This is a genomic window from Hungatella effluvii (genome assembly GCF_003201875.1).
Taxonomy (GTDB): Bacteria; Bacillota; Clostridia; order Lachnospirales; family Lachnospiraceae; genus Hungatella; species Hungatella effluvii.
The window spans coordinates 95,808-118,184 of record NZ_QJKD01000002.1; the positions used below are offsets into that span (position 1 = coordinate 95,808).

The window sequence follows — 22,377 nt, forward strand, 5'->3', positions numbered from 1 at the left end:
CGTACATGCCACTGGTGCCATGTGATGGAACAGGAATCATTTGAAAACAATACGATCGCTGAGCTTTTAAACAGGGAGTATATCTGTGTAAAGGTGGATCGGGAGGAACGGCCGGATGTGGATGCTGTATACATGTCAGTCTGCCAGGCCATGAATGGACAGGGTGGATGGCCGCTCACGATTATTATGACGCCTGCGTGCAGACCGTTTTTTTCGGGCACGTATTTACCGCCTAAAGCACGGTATGGTCGGGTTGGGCTGGAAGAGCTGCTGACTGCGGTGGCAGGGCAGTGGAAAACGGGCAGAGGAAAACTCTTAGACAGCGCAGGACGGATCGAAGCGTACCTGAAAGAACAGGAGCGGGCGACAGTGTCGGCGGAGCCCGGAATGGATCTGGTGCATCAGGCATTTCGGCAGTTTGCAGGCAATTTTGATAAGAAGAATGGAGGCTTTGGCGGCGCACCTAAATTTCCGACACCCCATAATCTGCTGTTTCTGATGGAATATGGAACGAGGGAGAAGAAGCGGGAAGCTTTGACTATGGCGGAAACAACGCTGGTACAGATGTACCGGGGTGGAATTTTCGACCATATTGGAGGCGGATTCTCCAGATATTCTACGGACGAAAGGTGGCTGGTGCCGCACTTTGAAAAAATGCTTTATGATAATGCGCTGTTGGCGCTGGCTTATGTGGAAGCCTTCGGCCTGACCGGCCGTGAGTTATATGGAGGCGTGGCGCGGAAGATTCTTGCATATGTGGGTGCGGAACTGACGGATGCACAGGGCGGATTCTATTGCGGACAGGATGCGGACAGCGACGGCGTAGAAGGAAAGTATTATGTTTTCACTCCAAAGGAAATATGCAGGGTCTTGGGCGAAAACGCAGGTACGGCATTTTGTGACCGTTATGGGATTACGGAGCATGGAAATTTCGAAGGAAAAAGCATACCGAATCTGTTGGGAAATGAAGCGTATGAGGAAGATGTAAAAGCAGGAAACACAAAAGCGGAACAGGCAGAAAACGAACTGACAATAGCTGACCTTCAAAAACTATATGAATACCGAATCCATCGGACCCGGCTTCACAAGGATGATAAGATTCTGGTTTCCTGGAACGGCTGGATGATCTGCGCGTTTGCGAAGGCCGGAGCTGTGCTGGGTGAGACGGAATATGTGGATCTGGCTGTGCGGGCGGAAGCATTTATCCGTAAAAACCTTGCGAAGAACGGTCGGCTGATGGTGCGCTATCGTGATGGCGATGCTGCGGGAGAGGGAAAGCTGGACGATTATGCCTGCTATATTCTTGCATTGCTGGAGCTTTACAGGGTGACCTTCCAGGAAGATTATCTCGCGCGTGCGTCCATGTGGGCGGAAACGATGATTGAGCAGTTTTTTGACCGGGAGCGGGGCGGATTCTATCTTACGGCAAAAGACGGGGAACAGCTTATCGTGAGGACAAAGGAGACTTATGACGGTGCGATGCCTTCTGGAAATTCGACTGCTGCCCGGGGACTTCAGCAGCTGGCTCAGATTACCGGGGAGTCAAAATGGCAGGAAATACTGGATCAACAGATGCATTATCTGGCCGGCGCCATGGAGGGATACCCAGCCGGGCACAGCTATGCGCTGCTGACAATGATGAGTGTTCTGTATCCGTCAAAAGAACTGGTTTGTACGACTTCACCTGCTGTCCGCGATGCAGAGCAGAAAACTCTGTTTAACCGTCTGGCCTATCTGTCAGAAACGGTGCCGGGACTGGCCGTCGTGGTGAAGACTGCGGACAATGAAATGGAACTGGCAAAGCTGGCGCCATATACCAGAGATTATCCGGTGCCGAAAGACGGTATGCTGTTCTATCTCTGCAGCGGCAGCAGATGTTTGCCTCCTGTAGAGAAACTGGAGCAGTTGATGGAGAAATGGTTATGAGCTTAAAAGACAGAAACGAAAAAGAGATGTATGGGGAAGAGCAATACAGAAAAATAGAATCACATCTCCTTCTGGACAACCGTCCATCCGAGTATCTGGAGAAAGTAGGAGAAACGGAAGAATTTAATCATTTCCCCTTCGATCTTCTGAAACGAATGAAAAAGACAGAGCAATCACCGAAATACCATCCGGAAGGCAACGTATGGATTCATACGATGATGGTGGTGGACGAGGCGGCTAAGCGCCGGGAACAAAGCCAAAATCCGCAGGTATTTATGTGGGCTGCCCTTCTTCATGATATTGGAAAGCCGTCCGTTACCAGATTCCGGAATGGAAAGATCACCTCCTACAATCATGACAGGGAGGGGGCGGAACTGGCGCGGGAGTTCCTTCTGGTCTTTACAGAAGATGAGGCGTTTATTGATGCAGTCTGCGGGCTGGTGCGATACCATATGCAAATCCTGTTTGTGACAAAAGGGACAGCACGCGCACAGCTGAAGGAGATGAAGCGTTCCGTGGACATCCGGGAGGCGGCGCTGCTGGGACTTTGCGACAGGCTGGGACGCGCCGGTGTGGATATTGAGAAGGAGAAAGAGAGCGTCATGGCTTTTCTTCAGGTATGCGGCGTTCCAGGAAAGGATTTTGATTTCATCTAATAACCGGGCTGAAGATAATACCTCTTATAAAAACAGCAAATTAAGCGGCATAGGCAATATTGGCTATGCCGCTTTGTTTGCTGCGGTATATCGGACTTGAGATTTAAACAGTGATCTGATATAGTGTAACTATTTAGAAAAATAAATTTCAGAAAACAGTGATGAAACAAAGTATAAGCAGGAGGCAGCCTAAGCCGGATGCGCAGGGCTCTGCCTGGCGGTTCTGTGGAAAAAGAAAGAAGGGGATATTGAAAATGGACGCTGTAAATATCAATATTGAGGAGCTGGAGCACCATCTCCGGCAGGCAGGAAAACTGTTTCAGGATAGAACGGCCGCCGGGCAGGTTCAGACAAAGGGAATTGCGGATTACGTAACAGCAGTGGATTACGCGGTACAGCAGTATATTCAGGAGCATTTAGAGGTCTCTTATCCTCATATTCAGTTCTTGAGTGAGGAAAAGGCAAACCAGGAAATCGATCAGTCGGGTCTCGTGTGGGTGCTCGATCCAGTGGATGGAACCACCAATCTGATTCACGATTACCATACCAGCTGTATTTCCCTGGCTCTGATGGGCGGGGGAGAGGTGGTGCTTGGTATGATCTACAATCCCTACAGCAAGGAACTATTTCAGGCGAAAAAGGGCGGCGGCAGCTATTTGAATGGGGAACGGATTACGGTAAGCGGTGCCACGAAGATGGAGGAAAGTCTGATTGCCATAGGCACCTCGCCTTATCACAAAGAAATGGCAGATGAAAACTTTGAGCTGTTTAAACGCCTGTTCCTGGACTGCCAGGATATCAGAAGGAGCGGTTCCGCAGCCCTCGATCTCGCACATGTAGCCTGCGGGAGGCTGGAAGGCTATTTTGAAATCGGCCTGAAGATCTGGGATTTTGCGGCAGGTATGCTTTTGGTGCGGGAGGCTGGCGGAAGCGTCCTGGATTACAGCGGAGCCCAGGCAGATACCAGCATGGTTAATAACATTGTGGCGGGCAATTCTGAGATATGCCGTCTCTTGGCGTCTAAATACTTATAAAATCGGGTTTGGAGGGATACGGTATCCTGGGGGCCTGTGCATTTCCGGAGGAGGAATGATTGCTCCGCATCATGGCAGCTAAATTTGCTATTGAAACTATATCATTTTCTTCTGCCCAGCGGCCTTGGCAAGAGGATTTTCGATCAGATCCACGAAAGGAATCTACTATTTTAATGGTTAAAATATCGTTCAATCAGTTGGTGATTGAGCGGTATTTTTTGCCGGTCAGCAGGAGATTGACTCTGGGGCCGATCGTACAGTTTAACCGTCGGGCGATCATGCCTACCAGGACAGCGGCCACGATCGTCCCCTCCCTCACTCCGGCCAGTTCCCTGTAAAGGATGAGTCCGATGATGGCTGCGGCCACAGTGATCGAAGTATCGAAAGCCACCTTGGTCCTGCCGAAATCGGTATGAAATGTCCTGGAAATGGCGTTGACGAAGCATTCACCTGGCAGCATGACCACGCCTGCGGCCATTTCCATAAATACTCCGAAACCCAGGATGCCGCAGCCCAGCAGCAGGCATACCACCTTGGCAGCATAAACATCCGGTGTCAGGAATCCCAGCAGTTCCATGGTCATGTCAATGAACCAGGAAAACAGAAAGGACACGGGAATCTGCAGCAGATACTGCCGGGGAAAATCCCTGCGCAGCAAAATCATCTGAACCAGGATGAGCACAATACTCATATACAGAGTAAACATCCCCAGTGTGGGGGCGAAGCCGAGACTTAATGTATAGGGAACGCTGGATATGGGTGAAGTCCCCAGGGCGGCCTTGGTTATGAAGCTGACGCCGAACGAGTTAATAAAAAGCCCGGCCAGAAAAAACAGATAACGTCTGCACCATTCTCTTCGGGTCATTGCAGTACCTCCAAATCAGTCATATTGCGGCATAGGGAAATTAGGGTTTCCTTGAGTGCGTCCATCTGAGGGGCGCTTAGTCCGCCGCAGATTTGTTCTTCACATTCCTGAAACACATCCATTACTTCCCTTTGCTTTTTCCAGCCAAGCGGCGTTAAATAGACGTGGAATGAGCGGCGGTCGCCGCCTTCGGTTCTGCGTTCAATTAGCTGTTTTTCCTCCATACGTGAAAGAAGGCCGGTCAGCGTGGCCGGATCAATCTGGCAGCCCTGGGCAATCTGCCGCTGCACGCTTCCGTCATGAAGCCCGAGATAGTCCAGAATTTTAGGCTGCCCGGGACCTAAATCGCTGAGCCCGCTGAATACCTTTTTCTGAAACAGAGAGTGGGCTGCCATCAGTAAATAGTGAAGACTTGTATCCATAATACCTCCCCCAAGATAGAACCAGATAAAAAGTTTGTATAGAAATAATTTGTATACAAACTATTAAGAGCCAGATATTAGTCTAGCATAAATATTTGATTTGTCAAGAACAGCCTGTCCGGAGCTAACCAGGAATATCAAATATAAAACATAAAAATATAAATTATAAAATATAAATTATAAAATATAAAAACGGCCGGTTAGGCGGCCGCTTTTAATTCAGAACATAAACTTGTTTTAATCCACGCTCGATAATTCCCCTATCCACTCACACAGATCCCCTATACCTCCAGCCAGTCAAATGATGCCGGTTTATTTAAGCGTACCAGGGAGACCGCTTTTAGATCGCCTCCGGACGCAGCAGGCAGTTTCACTGCGGTAATCCGGCTGTCATCATATGTTTTAAAGAAATATTCTTTTGCGGTAAGATCGATAAACGCCGTGTACTGTGTATAGCTGGGAGTACCTCGGGAGGTCATGACGGCCCCTTTTGGGATGGTGACACTGTCCATTATATGAAAACAGGTGTTTACAGCGGCCTGTCTGTCAGCAGGAAGCGGAGTGTGACTCTTGAGCCATGCGGTCCGCACGAATCTCGACGGCGAGGTGTAATCCCCCGGAAGGCCAAAGGTTCCCCCTCCCTGTCCAAACGGCGTAAGCTTTACGGAATCCCACTCCCTTTCGGGGGTTTGGTCCGATGTCACATTCATGTAATTGCGTAGATTGGTCAAATGCCATGAAAGATCGGGGCTGTTGGTCAGCACACCCATGGGATTCTCCATGATGTGTAAGCCGTCCGCAGTTTTTTCCGCGACCATACATTTTCCGCTTTGATCCGCCATGATCCAGTGAAGCGGAGCGATGGAGTGGGTGACAGAATCTTCCGCTCCTACGATCCTGACAGAGCGGAGCAGGGATGCGGCCTGATCTACGGAGGGGCATAATCCCAGCAGAAAATTAACCACCTCCAGGGCAGTAATGGAAAGTCCCTTAGAATCCGGTGAGGCGATGGGATCGTAAACAGCATAACCAGGGAAATACAACATTGCAGCCGCAAACCCCATCTCGTTGACGCCATCGGCGAATATGATCCGTGAGATATCCTGGCCGATTCCCATAAAACTGTATTGATTCCTGATCTTGTGAGTGTTCAGGAGATTTTTCCACTCATACCCCTTTGGAATAAAATACAGCTCCGGCTCCAGTTGATAGGAAAAATCCATGGTGCGGCCAAAATATGCTTCTCTTTGCGGTGTCTGGACAGTAATTGCGGTGCACATTTCAATTCCTCCATGTCGGGTAACAATAAGATATGGTTATGTATATTCCCGCCGCCGCATAAATATTCAGCCAGGTATATCATCAGGAGGAATACGGCAGAGATACCGTAAAAGCAGAGCCGCCGCCGGGGCAGCTGTCCACCGTGACGGAGCCTGCGCAGAGCTCGACAATCCGTTTGACCAGGGCCAGCCCCAGGCCGTTGCCTTCCATATTCCGGTTGCGTTCCCCCTGATAAAATTTGTCGAAGATATGGTTTTGTATTTCTTTTGCCATGCCAACACCGGAGTCTCTGATTTCGACGGAAACGAAATCAGGGGCTTTTTCTATTTTAACGGATATCGTACCATTTTGAGGCGTGAATTTGACCGCGTTGGAAAACAGATTGGTCCACACCTGGTAGATCAGATCCTCATTCCCATAATATTCCACCTCGGGCAGGTCGATCTCAATATCCAAATTCTTTGCACTCCATAATGGCTCCAGGGACAGCACCGCCTGACGCAGCTGTTCGTCTAAGGAAAATAAGCTTTTCTCCGGTAAGATCTGCTGGTTTTCCAGCTTGGAGAGCCTCAGGATGTTGCCGGTGAGGGACGAGAGCTGCCGCGTGCTTTCCAGAATCCGGTTGGCGTACTCGTGGAGTTCTCCGTTAAGCGGTGCGGAATTCAACAGGGTAGCGTAGCCCTCGATGGCCGAAAGCGGGGTTTTAATCTCATGGGAGACATTCTGAATAAAATCGCTCTGAAGAAGCTCCATGGAATTTAATTCGCTTACCATCTTATTGAAATTTACATTCATCTCTGTCACTTCGGGAGTTTCGGACTGTTCCGGCAGGCGCACGTCAAAGTTGCCGGAGGCAACCTTTTTAAGTGCGGCAATCAGCCGTTCAATGGGGATAAAAAATGTCCTGGAAATCATAAATGTCAGAAATATGGAAACAACGACTGTGGCAGTAGCAAGCCCCAGCATTGGGAGCCAGGCGGCCGGCCGGCTGTATTGATCGGGAGCCGAGCGGAGGCTTAGATACGTCAGAAAACCGGTGGCGAAAAAAGCCATCGCCATAATCAGGGTAATTGTGAAAAAGAATGCGACGGACAGCTTGAACTTACGGATCATTTCAGCACCACCTTATATCCCAGTCCGCGAACCGTGACGATCTCGAAATCAGGATTGTCACAAAAACGCTTGCGAAGCCGGTTGATATGGACGTCTATGGTCTGGACATCGGATGTACTGCCCCGGCCCCAGATCTCATCCATGAGCTGAAGGCGTGTAAATATTTTATTAGGATAGGAAACAAGCTTAAACAGTAAGTAAAATTCCTTCTGAGGGAGCATCAGAGGGGTGTCACCCACAGTCACGGTGAGCGCGTCATAATCCAGTACGGTACCTGAAAGCACCAGCTTTCTCTCAGACTCTATGTTCGCTCTGCGCAGCAGCGCCCTGACGCGAAGAACCATCTCATTAATATCGATGGGCTTTGTCATGTAATCGTCGGTTCCCAGTGAAAATCCCCGGCTCTTTGATGAAAAATCATCCTTTGCCGTGATCATTAACACCGGAAGCATGGGATTGCTTCTTCTCAGCAGTTCTACAAATTCATACCCATCCATGACAGGCATCATGATATCGGTCATGATTAAGTCAATGTGTTCTCTCTCAATCACATCCCACGCCTCCTGGCCGTTATGCGCCAGAAATGTGTCATATCCTTCCTTTCTCAGTGCAATGCTGTACAGCTGGAGAAGTGACGGATCATCCTCAATAATTAAAATTTTATGCATCAGCATAGAATTCACCTCCTGTTTATGGCGGGAAATAATTCCCGCCCACTGATAAGACGGCCGCTGTGCGGCCAGACGTTCCATTTCTTCTATTATACATGACCAACATGAATTAAAGATGAATGAAACGGCAATAAAACAGGAAAAGTGTGAAAAAAGTATGATTTCATGTTGCGTTCATCATGAGTTTAAAGAGGGTTCATCCAGGTGTGATAATATGTCATAAGCCGGAATTCAAAAGGTTTCAGCCTGAGGGCTGTCAGACTCATGGAATTCAATAAAGGAGGATAACAGATGCCGACGCAAAGATTTACCCGGTTACAGGAAGAAAAAAAGAAGAAAATAAGCGAAGCGGTCATTCACGAATTTCAACGGACTTCCTATGGGGAACTTCAGATATCAAAGATTGCCAGAAGCGCCCACGTGTCCAGAGGAAGCCTGTATACATATTTCCGTGACAAGGAGGATATGTTCCTGTTTGCATTAAATCAGACGTGGAAAACCATGCTGGAATACAACAAACGAAAATTAATTGAAAACGGCGGCGACTACTGGGAAATGATGTTCTCGTCGCTGCAGTACCATTTGAGAATCTGTAAGACCAACCAGATCTACCGCCTGCTGTATCTGGCCTCGGAAAATGCGGTACTTCCGTATGAGGCAGCGTTCAGCAGGAAAAGGGATGAGGAGTACAGGAAATACAAAGAATGGATCTGTGAACATACGGCGAGAGACAGTTTTAAAGATCTGACGGAAACGGAATTCAGTGTCCTGCAGGATACCTGCCAGTCACTGCTCATGGTATCCGTTCAGATGTATTTACATGACAGCAATGTGGAATCGGTAATCGAAAGAGATTTTAAGACCAGGCTGTTACAGATAAAAAAGGGAGCATGCTTAAGCAGGTGATTGAGAGGAGATAACCATGAAAAAGGGAATTATTACAGGATGCGTCGTGGCGGCGGTCCTGTGTGCAGTAATCGTACCAAAGCTGTTGACAAAAAAAACATTTGCGGAGCCGGTGTCTGATCCGGTCGTGGAGGTGGAGAGTCCGAAAAACGGTGATATCATCCTGTCTTCCGGTCTTGTGGGAAGTGTGGAGCCGGAGGAAGTCGTCTATATCTATCCAAAAGCATCGGGTGATGTCACGGAGGTGAAAATAAAGGCAGGCCAGACTGTGGAAGCCGGGCAGGTCATCTGTGTGATTGATACGAAACAGATTGAGAGCGCCAAAAGTTCGCTGGAGTCCGCACAGCTTGCGTTAAAGCAGGCAAACGAGGAACTGTCGAGACAGTCTGTTCTGTATGCCAGCGGAGGAATTTCCGAACAGGCCTACAGCCAGTATCAGGACAGTGTGAAATCAGCGCAGATTTCCTATAATAATGCAAAGACCAATTATGACAACCAGGTATCCTACAGCCAGATCACGGCCCCCATCACCGGAACTGTGGAAGTCTGCAATATAGAAACCTACGACACGGTTTCCCAGAATGACCTGATCTGTGTTATCTCCGGAGAGGGAGCGCGGATCGTTTCATTCTCCACATCGGAGCGGATCAAGAAGAATCTGACAGAGGGGGACCATATCATTGTCGAGAAGGACGGAGAACAGTTTGAAGGGACGATCTACGAGGTGAGTTCTATGGCAGATTCGTCCACAGGGCTTTTCAAAGTAAAGGCGAGGCTCGATGAAAATATGGATGAAACGAAGCTTTCCACCGGTTCGATGGTGAAGCTGTATGTCGTATCGGAGAGCGCACAGGATGTCATGATGGTTCCGGTTGACGCCGTATACTACGACGGCGGGCTGTCCTATGTCTATACATACGACAGGGAAACAGGAACACTGCATAAGATACAGGTGGAAACAGGACTGTACGATGCGGATTACATAGAAGTGAAGAGCGGTTTAAACGGAGAGGAAGAGGTGCTGGTAACCTGGAGCACGGAGCTGCATGAAGGGACCAGGGTCCGCTTAAAGGGGGACGAATGATATGGGAATTACGAAATTTGTCCTGAAACGGCCGGTTACAGCAGTATTGTGTATCCTGTGCCTGATTGTCTTTGGCTACCAGGCTATAACCGGAGCCACGCTGGAGCTGTCACCGGATATGGATATGTCCATGATGATCGTCTACACCTCCTACTCCGGCGCCAGTCCTGAGGATGTGAGCGAGCTAGTGACGAAGCCCATCGAGGAAAAAGTGAGTACGCTGAGCGGCCTCGACTCGATTTCATCTACCTCAAGCGAAGGTACCTCCATGATCATGCTGGAATATGAGTACGGCACAGACATGGCGGAGGCGTACGATGATTTGAAGAAGCAGATTGATATGGTTGTGCGGGAACTGCCGTCTGATGTGGAAACGCCTACCGTGATTGAGATGAACGCAAATTCTTCCTCGGATATTACGATGGTTATTGACAATCCAGAGAAAGATAATCTGTATGATTATGTAAACAATGATATTGTTCCCGAGTTTGAGAAGCTTTCCGATGTGGCCGAGGTCGTGGTGACAGGCGGTGCAGAAAACTATATCAGGGTGGAGCTTCTGGAAGAGAAGATGAAGCAGTATGGCGTAACCATTTCTTCCATTGCAAGTGACATTAAGGCTGCGGATATCGCTTATCCCGCCGGATCTGCAAAGGTGGGAAGCCAGGAACTGTCTGTATCCACAAGAATGAACTACGATACCGAGGAGCTGCTTAAGGAAATCCCGCTTACAACGGGAAGCAGCGACGTCGTATTTCTGGCCGATGTAGCCAATGTCTACACAGCTTCGGATGACGAGGACAGTGTTGCGCGCTATAACGGCAATGACACCATATCCGTGCAGATCACGAAGCAGCAGAGCGCAACGGCGATGAATCTTTCCTCCGCTGTGGAAAAAGTTATAAACTCTCTGGTAAGACAGGACCCGGCGCTGAATATCACCGTGGTAAGCGACAGTGCGGATTCCATTGTGGACTCCCTGTTGTCGGTTGTAGAGACCCTGGTGCTGGCTGTCATTATTTCCATGGTAATCATCTGGCTGTTTTTCGGGGATATTAAAGCCTCCCTGATTGTAGGAAGCTCGATTCCTGTATCCATCCTGGCATCACTAATCGCCATGAATCAGATGGGACTGTCCTTAAATGTCATTACGCTGTGTGCGCTGACGCTGGGCGTCGGCATGATGGTTGACAACTCCATTGTAGTGCTGGAGAGCTGTTTCCGGGTTTCAGTAAACAGAGAGTCAGGGCTGATTGAGTATATGAAGGATGCCCTGGAGGGAACGAAAATTGTTGGCGCCTCTGTTTTGGCCTCCACGGTGACCACCTGTGTCGTATTCCTTCCGCTGGCGTTTTTAAACGGAATGACTGGCCAGCTGTTTGGCCCGTTAGGCTTTACAATTGTATTCTGTATGGCGGCGTCTCTGCTTTCTTCCATTTCGGTGGTCCCGCTGTGCTATATGCTGTACCGGCCGAAGGAGAGAACAAGGGCTCCGTTATCCGGGCCAATCGTGAGACTGCAGGATTTATACAGAAGCGCCATGCGTGTGATTCTGCCGAAAAAGAAGACCGTCATGCTGACTTCCGTCCTCCTGCTGGTTCTCTCGTTTTTACTGCTTACGCAGCTGGATATGGAGCTGATGGCCTCCGATGACCAGGGGCAGGTGTCAATATCGGTAGAGACGAGGCCGGGACTGGAGACCGCGGGCGTGGATCAGGTACTGAGACAGATAGAAGAAATCATTTTCCAGCATTCGGACCTGGATTCCTATATGACCACCAGCGGAGGAAGCGGCATGATGAGCGGCGGAAGCTCGTCGATCACGGCTTACTTAAAGGATAACCGATCCATGTCCACGCAGGAGGTTGCAAGCCAGTGGAAAAAAGATTTGCAGGATGTGGCCAATTGTAATATCACGGTAGATGTCGGTGGTTCCATGAGCATGATGTCTTCCTTTGGAGAGAGCTTCGAAACCATTGTCCAGGGCGCCGATTACGATGAGGTAAAGGCCGCCTCCGATGCGATCGTATCAGATTTAATGGAGCGGGATGAGGTGGCAAAGGTTCACTCCGACGCAGAGAACTCCTCCCCCGTGGTCGAGATTACAGTGGATGCCATCAGGGCCAAGGCTGTTGGACTGACTGCTTCTTCCATCGGAAGCACGATCAACCATATGTTAAGCGGAATCGAGGCGACTGAGCTTGACGTGGATGGAGATAAAATATCCGTCATGGTAGAGTATACAAAGGGAACGTATGAAACGCTGGATCAGATCAAAGGAATTGTGCTGGACGCAGGGGCCAATGGCTCCGTTCTGCTGACAGATGTAGCGGATATCGGATTCAAGGACAGTCCGGCCTCCATCAAGCGTGAGAATAAACAGTATAAAATAACAGTTTCGGCCGATTATACCGAGCTGGCTACCAAACAGAGTATGATGACCCTGAACTCGGAGGTGGTACAGCCGCATCTGTCCGAGACGGTTACCACGGGCATGAATTCCATGGATCAGTCCATGAATGAAGAGTTTTCCGCCCTGTTCAGTGCCATTGCAACCGCAGTATTCCTTATATTCGTGGTTATGGCGGCACAGTTTGAATCACCGAAGTTTTCACTCATGGTCATGATCACCATCCCGTTCAGCCTGATCGGATCCTTCGGCCTCCTGTGGCTGACTGACTGTAAGATCAGTATGGTTTCTCTGGTAGGATTCCTTATGCTGGTCGGTACCGTGGTAAATGCCGGTATACTCTATGTGGATACGGTCAACCAGTACCGTGAGACCATGGACCGGGACACTGCCTTAATTGAGGCGGGAGCCACAAGGCTGCGTCCGATCCTGATGACGACGCTGACAACCATTATTTCCATGATTCCGATGGCCATGGCGATGGGGAATACCGGTTCCATGACTCAGGGGCTGGCTATCGTTAATATCGGTGGCCTGACCGCGTCGACAGTTTTAAGCCTTCTGATGCTGCCGGTGTTCTACAGCATCATGAGCCGTACCCCGAAGGAACAGGAGGCCAGAGAGGAAAAGAAGAGGAAAAGGAGCAGAAACAGGAGGAAGAAAGGAAGGGCATCGGATGAGGAGAATGAGTAAATTAAAGATCCTGCTTCTGGCCGGCGTCATGGGGATGAGTCTCCCCATCACGTCCATGGCCAGTCCCGAGTTCTCCCGAACTGCCGGGGAATGGAGCAGTCTCCGGGACAATGTGCTGGAGTACGGGGAAATTGCGGACCTGATTCATGAATATAATGTCACAGTCCAGAATAACCGGTACGAATACAATGAGTTTATCAAGGACTATGGAAAGAAAAAGGATGATGTCGCCCAGGCGTACAGAGATCTTGCGGACGATCTGGAGGCGGAGAAATCCGGGGACGACAGCGCCATGTCCAGAGTGAGTGATTTACAGCTGGATATCCAGGCAAAGCAGCTGAGAGAGCAGGCGGATGACAACTTGGAGGACAGTGAAATCCACTATCTGTCCTATTCCCAGGCGGAAGATAATCTGGTACTGTCGGCGCAGTCGAAATTTATCTCCTATTACAAGAACCAGCTGGAGCTGGAGGCGGCGGAAGCTCAAAAAAAGACGCTGGAGAATACAGAGACCCTGACGGCTGCAAAACGTCAGGCGGGTATGGCCACGGAGGCAGATGTTCTGAGTGCGCAGGAAAGCGTCCTGGAACAGGAAAAAACCATTTCCGGCTTAAAGCAGGAGATTGAGCGCACGAGACAGGAGCTGATCATCATGCTTGGCTGGAAGGGGAGCGACCAGCCGGAGATCACGGGGCTTCCGGACAATATCATGGCGGAGCTGGATTCCATAGATTTGCAGGCGGACCAGGAGACTGCGCTGGAGAAGAATTACACGCTTCGGATCAACAGAAAGAAACTGGAGAACGCGGATGACGCGGACAGCAAGGCTAAAATCAAAAACACGATCAGCGGAAATGAAAGACAGATCGAAGTTTCCGTTACCAATGCGTGGGAGGGACTTCAGACAGGGAAGCTTTCCTATGAACAGGCCGTAAGCGATGCGGCGGCGGAGGCCAGAAACATGGAACAGGCGGTTCAGAAATGGTCGGCCGGGATGATTACAAGGTATGACTACGAGCAGCAGCAGGCTGCTCTGACAAAGAAGGAGCTGGCTGTGAAGACTGCAGAATTAAATCTGATAGATCTTCTGGAGACGTACCGGTGGAATGTAAACGGCCTGGCCAGTGCGGAGTAGGAGGGAAAATGGCAAAGAAAAAAAGCGTGCGAAATGCGTATATCTGTGCCGCGCTGGCCGGTATCCTCGCCTGCTCCGGCCCAGGCAGCATGACCGCATGGGCGGAGGAAGAGCTGTATCAGGCAGTTGACGGAAATCAGATTGCAGAGGAACGGCTGCGGGATCAGACAGTCGAATATGAGGAACTGGGGAGTCTGATCCATGCTAATAACGTAACCGTTCAGAATGCGGCCAGCGGTGTCGAAAACAGCAGGAAAACGTACACAGAGGACCTGGAATATCTTCGCTCTGAAAAGGCCAGTGCCAGGTGGAATAAGGATGAGGCGAAGGACGAAGGAGATATGGTAAGCTATGCGGAATATGCGTCCTACGAAGCCGTCTACAAATCCTCGATTAAGAGTTACAACAAGATGCTGGACCGGTTAGATCAGAATTCCACGAACAAGAGCAGGGTGATGCTGGAAAAGCAGCTGACCAATGCGGCGCAGAGCCTGATGATGTCGTATCAGTCCATGACGCTTCAGAAAGAGTATTTAGCCACAATGGAGGAATTACTGCGGACTCAGTATGACAATGCGCAGACACGGCAGCAGGCAGGCCTTTCGACAGATCAGGAGGTAATGACGGCCCGCAGCAGCTGGGAGTCTGCCAGAGCTTCACTAAAATCCATGAAGTCCGGGGAAGCGGCCATTTATCAGAATCTTTGTATCCTTTTGGGCGTTGGAGAAGAAGGGGAGGTGACGATTCAGAAGATACCTTCCGTGGACGTACAGAAGATGGATGAAATGAATCTGGAAGAGGATACGAAGAAAGCCATCACCAATAACTATGATATCATCAGTGAACGAAGCCAGTCTTCCGGAAGAAGTACGGCGGGTGTCAACAAGAAGACGCGTACAGTGGAGGAGATGGAAGAGAAGCTGACCGTGAAGATGAACCAGCTGTATGAAGATGTGCAGCAGGCCAAAACTGCTTACGACGCCGCAGAGGCCGGAAATTATGCCGCGGATATTACGTGGAACAGCGCTCAGAAAAAGCATGAAATGGGGATGCTGAGCAATGACGGATATTTGCAGGAACAGATTCAGTACCTTCAGAAAAAGAATAATTTTGAGTCTGCGGAGCTGAATCTGTTTCAGGCGCTGGAGACTTACTGGTGGGCGGTTAACGGTATTGCAGATTTTTAAGAAGAACACAGGGGCGGTATGATTACCGCCCCGTAACTGTGTGATAAATGGTAATAAACCCTGTAATGGTCACGATGGCGACCATTACAGGAGTGATAAATTTGATTAAGAAAACCCAGGCCTTTGCGAGCTTGAAGCGCACGCCGTCCTGTTCGATTTCCGCGATCAGATTCCTGGGGCTCCATTTCCAGGCTACGTAGTAGCACATGAAGATGCCGCCCAGCGGAAGAAAGATGTTGTCCGTCAGCATGCAGACAAAATCAAATATATTGTAATTCAGTATGGAGATATCCGCCAGTGGTCCAAAGGACAGGGAACTGGGGATTCCAAGCAGGAAGATGGCCGTGGCTAAGAGAAGCACGGCTTTTTTTCTGCTCCAGTGCCACGTACCCATGACGAAGGACGCGCATACCTCAAGAAGCGCTACGGCGCTGGTAACAGCGGCAAAAAATACCAGTAAAAAGAACAGGGTTGCAAAAACAGTGCCGCCCTTTAATGCGTCAAAAACTTTTGGAAGTGTGACAAAGATCAGGCTGGGTCCGGAAGCCGGCTCCAGGCCGCTGGCAAATACGGCCGGAAAGATGGCAATTCCGGCCAGCACGGCGATGGTGGTGTCCAGCGCGGCGATATTGATACAGCTCTTCGGGATGCTGACCTCTTTGGTTAAATAGCTTCCATAGGTGATGGTGATACCCATGCAGAGACTCAGGGAATAGAAGACCTGTCCCAAAGCCGCGCTTACCGAGGTGATGTTAAATGCGTCAAATTTGGGTGAAAAAATAAAGGCAATCCCTTCTCCGGCACCCGGCAGTGTAACGCCGCGGATGATGATGACGATCAGTATGACAAACAGCGCCGGCATCATGAATTTACTGGCCTTTTCGATTCCGTTTACGCCGAAATAACAGATCAGGCCGGTGATCAGCATGAATAGGAAAAACCAGATAAGCGGTTCCACCGGCTTGGCCGTAAATGCCCCGAAATCAGCGGGGGCCTGAAATGTGGTCGCATAGCTGACAAAGTATTTGATAATCCATCCGCCGATAATGGCGTAATAGGACAGGATGACGAAGGCCGCCAAAACACCGAAATAGCCCACAATCCTGGCATGCGGATGAATCGTATCATACGCCAGAACCGGATTTTTACCGGTTTTCCGTCCGAGGGACATTTCCGTGATCATGACGGGAACGCCCAGTATGCAGATAAAAAACAGATAGGCGATAAGAAACGGAAATCCGCCGTTACGCCCCATGAGATACGGAAACTTCCAGAGATTCCCCAGGCCGATGGCTGCGCCGGCGGTAGCCAGGATAAAGCCCATCTTGCTGGCCCATTTGTTGTTTGTTTTCATAAGTCCATAACCCCCAATTATATGTTCTTTTCTCGTGTGTACACGCCGAAGGCCAAGGCCTGAAAATGGGCGTGCCGATACACAGCCTTTCTATTATACTGAATAATTGGGGAAATAGCAATTCTCAATTGAGGCCAATAGAATGGCTGCTGAGAAAAATAGACCAGTACGCTGTATTGACTGGTTCCTTTTTTTGTCGTATTATAACGGTGTTATATAACACTGTTATAAAAAATGCTCGAACCAGAGCAGAATTGAGGTAATAAATGGGTACCCAAAACAGAGATACGGCTGCGGCGATTCTGGAGGCCAGCAGGAAAGAATTTATGGAATACGGATATGAGAAGGCATCGTTACGGCGGATCGCCAAAGAGGCCTCGGTCACCACCGGCGCAATCTATGGCTATTTTGCAGGAAAGGATGCGCTGTTTGCGGCGTTGACGGAAGATGCGGCGGAGGAACTGGTGGAACTGTATACAAAGGTGCACAGCGACTTTGCGTCGCTTCCGCCCGAGGAGCAGCCGGATATGTTAAATGTTGTGACGGAGGAGTGTGTTCCGTGGCTGGTGAATTACGTCTATGACCATTTCGAGGCGTTTAAGCTGCTTCTGTGCTGCGGCGCTCCCGGCTGCGGAGAACGCTTCTTTGACCGGCTGGCCGAGGTGGAGGAGCAGTCATGCCATGATTTTGTGGCGGCGGTAGAGCAGATGGGTTATCCGGTCCCCAAACTGGGAGACGCGTTGATCCATATCGTGTGCAGCACCTTCTTTCGGCAGATTCAGGAGTTTGTAGACCACGATATCCCGCGGGAAGAGGCGATGTCCTGCTCTCTCATATTAAGCCGTTTCCAGCATGCGGGGTGGAAAAAGATTTTGAATCTGCCTGACTAGTACAGCATTCACCGGAACTTATGCAACGCTGTACTAGTCAGGAATGGCAGACAGATAGGTCAGATGAAGTAGTACCTATAAATAGGAACGTATCCCGCCATTAAGTTAGTTAGAACTAACTAGACTGTGAGTTACGATGCGAGTTGCGATGTAAGTTACAATGCGAGCTATGATGCGAGTTGCGATTCAACAAAAAGGAGGATGAAAAATGGAAAGCAGTAACAGGAAAATCATGACACGGCTTCCGGAGACAAAGAAAGTCACGCTGATGACCTTTGCCGGAAAGTACCGGTTTCTCACGGGGACCGGCTGCGTCTTATCGGGAATCAGTTCCGTAGTTGCGCTGGCGCCCTATCTGTGCATGTGGAATGTAGTGAAAGAGGTGGTTCTGAACTGGAATACCGGTCTGGACGGCCGAAGTCTGGTTCATTGGGGCTGGCTGGCGGTGGCGTCTTCCCTGATCAGCATGCTGTTTTATTATGGAGCGCTCATGTGCACTCATTTCTCGGCCTTTCGCACAGCCAGAAATATGAAGACCGCGGCGCTTCATCACCTGACAAGGCTGCCCATCGGATATTTCAAACAGGAGGGGAGCGGAAAGCTTCGACGGATAATCGACGATGGAGCCGGCCAGACGGAGACGTATCTGGCCCATCGGCTTCCGGATCTGGCAGGGGCTATTGTGACGCCTGTCGCCGTTCTTGTGCTTCTCCTGGTATTTGACTGGAGATTCGGCCTGATCAGCCTGGTTCCGATGGGCGTGGGCGTATTTTTCTTAAGCCGCATGATGGGAACCGGGATGGCGGAGTGTATGCGGCAGTATCAGAATGCCCTGGAGGATATGAATAACGAAGCGGTGGAGTATGTCCGGGGAATTCCGGTGGTTAAGACGTTTCAGCAGAGTATATTTTCGTTTAAGAGCTTTCACGATTCGATCCTCCGGTATCGGGACTGGGCGGTGAATTATACCATCTCTCTGCGCATTCCCATGTGTGCCTATACAGTCAGCATCAACGGGATTTTTGCAATACTGATCCCCGCCGGAATTCTGCTGATCGGTGATATTTCCAGAGGAGCCTCCTATACGGCTGCGGCGCTGGACATTATCTTTTATATTTTATTCAGCCCGATCTGTGTGGCAATGATGGATAAGATCATGTGGACCAGTGAAAATACCATGGCGGCCAAAGACGCCATGAACCGCGTCTTAAAAATTCTGAAGGAAGAGCCGCTTTCCGAGCCGCCCGCGCCGAAGAAGCCAAAGGATTATACGATTCAGTTTCAGGATGTGACCTTTTCTTACCGGAAGGGAGGAATTGCAGCTCTGGATAAAGTATCCCTTACGGTTCCGCAGGGGGCTACCGCAGCCGTGGTGGGCGCTTCCGGCAGCGGCAAGACAACATTAGTAAGCCTGATTCCCCGGTTTTTCGATGTCAATGGCGGAAGCATCACCATAGGAGGCATTGATGTGCGTGAGATCAGTACGGAGGAGCTGATGAAAATGGTCAGCTTTGTATTCCAGGACTGCCACTTATTTAAGGATACCCTGCTGAATAACATACGGGCGGCCAGGCCCCAGGCTGCGGAGGCCGAGGTGAGGCGGGCTCTGGAAGCCGCACGGTGCGAAGATATTATTGAGAAAATGCCGCAGGGTCTCCATACTGTGGTCGGCACAAAGGGAGTCTATTTATCGGGAGGTGAGGTACAGCGGATCGCCCTGGCGAGAGCCATCTTAAAGGATGCCCCCATCGTTCTGTTGGATGAGGCGACCGCATTTGCAGATCCTGACAATGAGTACCTGATTCAGCAGGGATTCGAGAAACTGGTAGAAGGCAAGACGGTTATCATGATCGCCCACAGGCTGTCCACCGTCTGCCGTGCGGACCGCATCTTTGTGATGGAGAAGGGACGCATTGCGGAAGAGGGAAGCCATAACGCGCTTCTCGCCTCCGGCGGACTGTACGCCAGGATGTGGGCGGATTACCAGAGGTCAGTAGAATGGAAGGTAGGTGGAAAGGCATGAGTAAATATCTTCAGAAAAAATTTGCGTTGAGCGGGCAGGGAGGAAAAGATCTGACAAAGGCAATCTTTTGCTGTGCCCTGACGAATATCAGCCTGATGTTTCCGATGGGAATCCTGTTCCTCTTTATGGAGCGGCTGACCGGCCCTCTCGTCGGCCTGGAAGCCCCGGACATGGGAATCGGCGGATATGTGGGAATCAGTGTGGTTCTGCTGGCGGTGATTGGCTTCTTTGAGTGTCTGCAGTACAACGCCACGTTTCTCTCTTCCTATCAGGAGAGCGCCAATATGAGAATCAGGCTGGCGGAACGGCTTCGTATGCTGCCGCTGTCATTTTTCGGTAAAAGAGATCTGGCCGATTTGACGACTACCATTATGGCGGACTGTGCATTTGTGGAGAAGGCATTTTCTCATTTTATTCCGGAACTGATAGGGGCTTTGATTTCCACGGTGCTGATCGGAGTTGGACTTCTTGCCACAAACTGGAGGATGGGAATTGCGGTCCTGTGGGTGGCGCCAGTGTCATTTCTGCTGGCTGCTTTGACAAGACCGCTTGTGGACCGGATGGAGCGGAGACAAAAGGGGAAAAAGATCGCAGCCTCCGATGGCATTCAGGAATGCATCGAGAATATTCAGGATATCCGGGCCAATAACCAGAGCGCGGATTATCTGAAGAAGCTGGATCAGAAAATCATGGACGTGGAATCCATTACGGTTAAACTGGAGCTGTTAAACGGCACGCTGGTGACCTCGGCTCAGATGATTCTAAAGATCGGCATGGCAACCACGGTTCTGGTGGGAGCGTCCCTTCTCGTTTCCGGCTCTATAAGCTTTATGATCTTTCTGATGTTCATGCTGGCTGCGACCAGGCTGTACCAGCCGCTGAGCGGCTGCCTTCAGAATCTGTCTGCCGTGTATTCCACGCTGCTTGTGGTAGAGCGGATGAAGTCCATCGAGGAACAGAAGATTCAGCAGGGGAGAGAGGACGCCGCCTATCGTGGGTATGATATCGTGTTTGACCGGGTGGGATTTTCCTATAAGGAAGGGGAACCGGTCCTGCGGGAGGTGTCCTTTACCGCGAGACAGGGGCAGGTTACGGCTCTCGTAGGCCCGTCCGGAGGCGGCAAATCCACCAGCGCAAAGCTGGCCGCACGGTTCTGGGATATCGATAAGGGAACGATCACCATCGGCGGCAGTGATATCAGCAAAATAGAGCCGGAGACGCTGCTGAAGAGCTTCTCCATCGTATTCCAGGACGTGGTTCTGTTCAACAATACGATTATGGAAAATATCCGCCTGGGCAGAAAGGGCGCCTCCGACGAAGAGGTTCTGGCGGCAGCCAGGGCAGCCCAGTGTGAAGAATTTATTAGCCGTCTTCCTGAGGGCTATCAGACCCGGATCGGAGAAAATGGCTCCACCCTTTCCGGAGGCGAACGGCAGCGGCTGTCCATCGCAAGGGCTCTTTTAAAGGACGCACCAATCATACTCATGGATGAGGCCACGGCATCCCTGGACGTGGAAAATGAGACGCTGGTCCAGGAGGCCATCTCCAATCTGGTGAAGGATAAGACTGTGCTGATTATCGCCCACCGGATGCGGACTGTAGCGGGCGCCGACCAGATTGTCGTACTCAAGGACGGATGCGTGGCGGAACAGGGAACGCCGGAAAAGCTGCTTGAGGATAATGGGATTTACCGTCATATGACGGAGCTTCAGAATAGAAGTTTGTCCTGGAGTTTGTAAAAATTTAGAAGTTTGAGAGAGTCATTGCCGAACAACGGCGGCTGATGATACAATAAGTAATCATTATTTAAAAATATGAATGGCACATCTTTTACCAATTTGGCGTAATACGTAAAATACCCGTTTTACGTATTACGCTGTTGTCCATGATTCAAAAAGAATATAGTCATCTTCCGTTTCAATCAGATAATCGAAAGCGTTCCAGGCGTGAATATCACCGTATCGAATGATAGAAATAATACGTGATGGAACTGCAAGATCAAGTATTTTATTCTTAATATCGAATCCTTCTATGGTATCCGCCTGTATATATTTGATACTTGAAGTACCTCTACACGAAAAGTATTCTGGTATCCAATTGTTTTTTAAGTGCTGTTTCCATTCACCAGTACTAAAATTATTCTTCCACGGTTTTCCTGTTTTCGGCCATTCTTCATGATCATATAATGAATAGATAAAAAGGGCAGATACTGCCATTTCCAGGGAATTGCACAAAAATTTTGGAATTGCACAAAAAAAGGCCCCTTCTTCTCTGGCATCGCGGGAATATACACGATTGCTGCGTATGCTGTCTTTATAATTTTCTACAGCTACTTTTGAGGCTAATTCAGCAAAATAATCTATATCACAAAACAACTTACCCACTGTATTTAATATAAAATCAACCTCCTGTTTCAGTTTACATACTCAAAGTGTCTGTTATAAATTGCCTTTATTTCACATCTTTCGGCTAAGGTAAATATTTTTTATTGCCTGTATAGCTATTTCAGGTGTCATAAGACGGCAAAGAGTTCTATAGGGCTACCCCGCAAACCCTCATGAAATGGGTATTTTCTCAAATTCCACGAACAATGCGGCATAACCTTGAACACATGGTTTTGTAAGGTTGGGCGCCATCTTGGCACCACAAAATAAAATATCAGCAAGCCCTTCAGAGGCGTTTTATACCCCCGAAACCGGGATAGGGTTCCCATGCGGTACAGCCGGG

At 49.7% G+C, this 22,377-nt stretch carries 18 protein-coding genes; 11 read left to right on the top strand and 7 right to left on the bottom strand.

Translation table 11 applies throughout. The features are described 5' to 3' along the window. Positions 1-24: 24 nt before the first annotated feature. The 3 genes from DFR60_RS03655 to DFR60_RS03665 all read left to right on the top strand — a co-directional run bounded on the left by DFR60_RS03655 (position 25) and on the right by DFR60_RS03665 (position 3,616). Positions 25-1,926 (top strand): thioredoxin domain-containing protein, encoded by a 1,902-nt coding sequence (locus tag DFR60_RS03655; RefSeq protein ID WP_110321686.1) that lies wholly within the window; start codon positions 25-27, stop codon positions 1,924-1,926. Then, positions 1,923-2,582, top strand: coding sequence for an HDIG domain-containing metalloprotein (locus DFR60_RS03660; RefSeq protein WP_110321687.1), 660 nt, complete (start codon positions 1,923-1,925; stop codon positions 2,580-2,582). The genes DFR60_RS03655 and DFR60_RS03660 overlap by 4 nt, the downstream gene beginning before the upstream one ends. Before the next feature lie 254 nt (positions 2,583-2,836). After that, a complete protein-coding gene (locus DFR60_RS03665; protein ID WP_110321688.1) occupies positions 2,837-3,616 on the top strand; it encodes an inositol monophosphatase family protein in 780 nt (259 codons plus the stop codon). A 193-nt stretch (positions 3,617-3,809) separates the two neighbouring features. On the opposite strand, the gene DFR60_RS03670 is transcribed toward DFR60_RS03665, so the two are convergent. From DFR60_RS03670 to DFR60_RS03690, 5 genes are all read right to left on the bottom strand, one after another. Then, positions 3,810-4,481 (bottom strand): YczE/YyaS/YitT family protein, encoded by a 672-nt coding sequence (locus DFR60_RS03670; RefSeq protein WP_207659495.1) that lies wholly within the window; start codon positions 4,479-4,481, stop codon positions 3,810-3,812. Next, a complete protein-coding gene (locus DFR60_RS03675; RefSeq protein ID WP_110321689.1) occupies positions 4,478-4,903 on the bottom strand; it encodes a MarR family winged helix-turn-helix transcriptional regulator in 426 nt (141 codons plus the stop codon). Before DFR60_RS03675 ends, DFR60_RS03670 begins: the two co-directional genes overlap by 4 nt. Positions 4,904-5,184: 281 nt before the next feature. Beyond that, positions 5,185-6,183 (bottom strand): choloylglycine hydrolase family protein, encoded by a 999-nt coding sequence (locus tag DFR60_RS03680; protein WP_110321690.1) that lies wholly within the window; start codon positions 6,181-6,183, stop codon positions 5,185-5,187. A gap of 82 nt (positions 6,184-6,265) precedes the next feature. Further along, entirely contained in the window at positions 6,266-7,297 is a 1,032-nt protein-coding gene (locus tag DFR60_RS03685) for a HAMP domain-containing sensor histidine kinase (protein WP_110321691.1), read from the bottom strand. Then, positions 7,294-7,965, bottom strand: a complete 672-nt coding sequence (locus DFR60_RS03690; RefSeq protein ID WP_167437518.1) for a response regulator transcription factor — start codon at positions 7,963-7,965, stop codon at positions 7,294-7,296. Before DFR60_RS03690 ends, DFR60_RS03685 begins: the two co-directional genes overlap by 4 nt. Positions 7,966-8,259: 294 nt before the next feature. Between DFR60_RS03690 and DFR60_RS03695 the strand changes: the two genes are divergently transcribed. Genes DFR60_RS03695 through DFR60_RS03715 form a run of 5 tightly spaced genes read left to right on the top strand, consistent with a single transcriptional unit; the run spans position 8,260 to position 15,383 of the window. Then, positions 8,260-8,874 (top strand): TetR/AcrR family transcriptional regulator, encoded by a 615-nt coding sequence (locus DFR60_RS03695; protein WP_110321693.1) that lies wholly within the window; start codon positions 8,260-8,262, stop codon positions 8,872-8,874. A gap of 16 nt (positions 8,875-8,890) precedes the next feature. Continuing rightward, complete coding sequence (locus tag DFR60_RS03700) at positions 8,891-9,958, top strand: efflux RND transporter periplasmic adaptor subunit (RefSeq protein WP_110321694.1); 1,068 nt, start codon at positions 8,891-8,893, stop codon at positions 9,956-9,958. Between the two features lies 1 nt (position 9,959). Next, on the top strand, positions 9,960-13,061 hold the full coding sequence (locus tag DFR60_RS03705; RefSeq protein ID WP_110321695.1) for an efflux RND transporter permease subunit: 3,102 nt from the start codon (positions 9,960-9,962) through the stop codon (positions 13,059-13,061). Then, positions 13,045-14,196 carry a TolC family protein gene (locus tag DFR60_RS03710; RefSeq protein WP_110321696.1) on the top strand — a complete coding sequence of 384 codons (1,152 nt, stop codon included), beginning with the start codon at positions 13,045-13,047 and terminating at the stop codon, positions 14,194-14,196. The genes DFR60_RS03705 and DFR60_RS03710 overlap by 17 nt, the downstream gene beginning before the upstream one ends. 8 nt (positions 14,197-14,204) lie before the next feature. After that, a complete protein-coding gene (locus tag DFR60_RS03715; RefSeq protein ID WP_110321697.1) occupies positions 14,205-15,383 on the top strand; it encodes a TolC family protein in 1,179 nt (392 codons plus the stop codon). Between the two features lie 22 nt (positions 15,384-15,405). On the opposite strand, the gene DFR60_RS03720 is transcribed toward DFR60_RS03715, so the two are convergent. Continuing rightward, the gene (locus tag DFR60_RS03720) at positions 15,406-16,737 is read right to left on the bottom strand and encodes a sodium-dependent transporter (RefSeq protein ID WP_110321698.1); all 1,332 of its coding nucleotides are present in this window, start codon (positions 16,735-16,737) and stop codon (positions 15,406-15,408) included. A 266-nt stretch (positions 16,738-17,003) separates the two neighbouring features. Here DFR60_RS03720 and DFR60_RS03725 point away from each other — a divergent pair, with 266 nt between their 5' ends. The 3 genes from DFR60_RS03725 to DFR60_RS03735 all read left to right on the top strand — a co-directional run bounded on the left by DFR60_RS03725 (position 17,004) and on the right by DFR60_RS03735 (position 21,389). Further along, entirely contained in the window at positions 17,004-17,627 is a 624-nt protein-coding gene (locus DFR60_RS03725) for a TetR/AcrR family transcriptional regulator (RefSeq protein WP_110321699.1), read from the top strand. Positions 17,628-17,835: 208 nt separating this feature from the next. Further along, a complete protein-coding gene (locus tag DFR60_RS03730) occupies positions 17,836-19,650 on the top strand; it encodes an ABC transporter ATP-binding protein (RefSeq protein WP_110321700.1) in 1,815 nt (604 codons plus the stop codon). Next, positions 19,647-21,389: an ABC transporter ATP-binding protein gene (locus DFR60_RS03735; RefSeq protein ID WP_110321701.1), complete on the top strand. Its 1,743-nt coding sequence runs from the start codon at positions 19,647-19,649 to the stop codon at positions 21,387-21,389. The genes DFR60_RS03730 and DFR60_RS03735 overlap by 4 nt, the downstream gene beginning before the upstream one ends. Positions 21,390-21,521: 132 nt before the next feature. Here DFR60_RS03735 and DFR60_RS03740 read toward each other — a convergent pair whose 3' ends face one another. Continuing rightward, entirely contained in the window at positions 21,522-22,025 is a 504-nt protein-coding gene (locus DFR60_RS03740) for a hypothetical protein (RefSeq protein ID WP_146218575.1), read from the bottom strand. Positions 22,026-22,377: the final 352 nt, after the last annotated feature.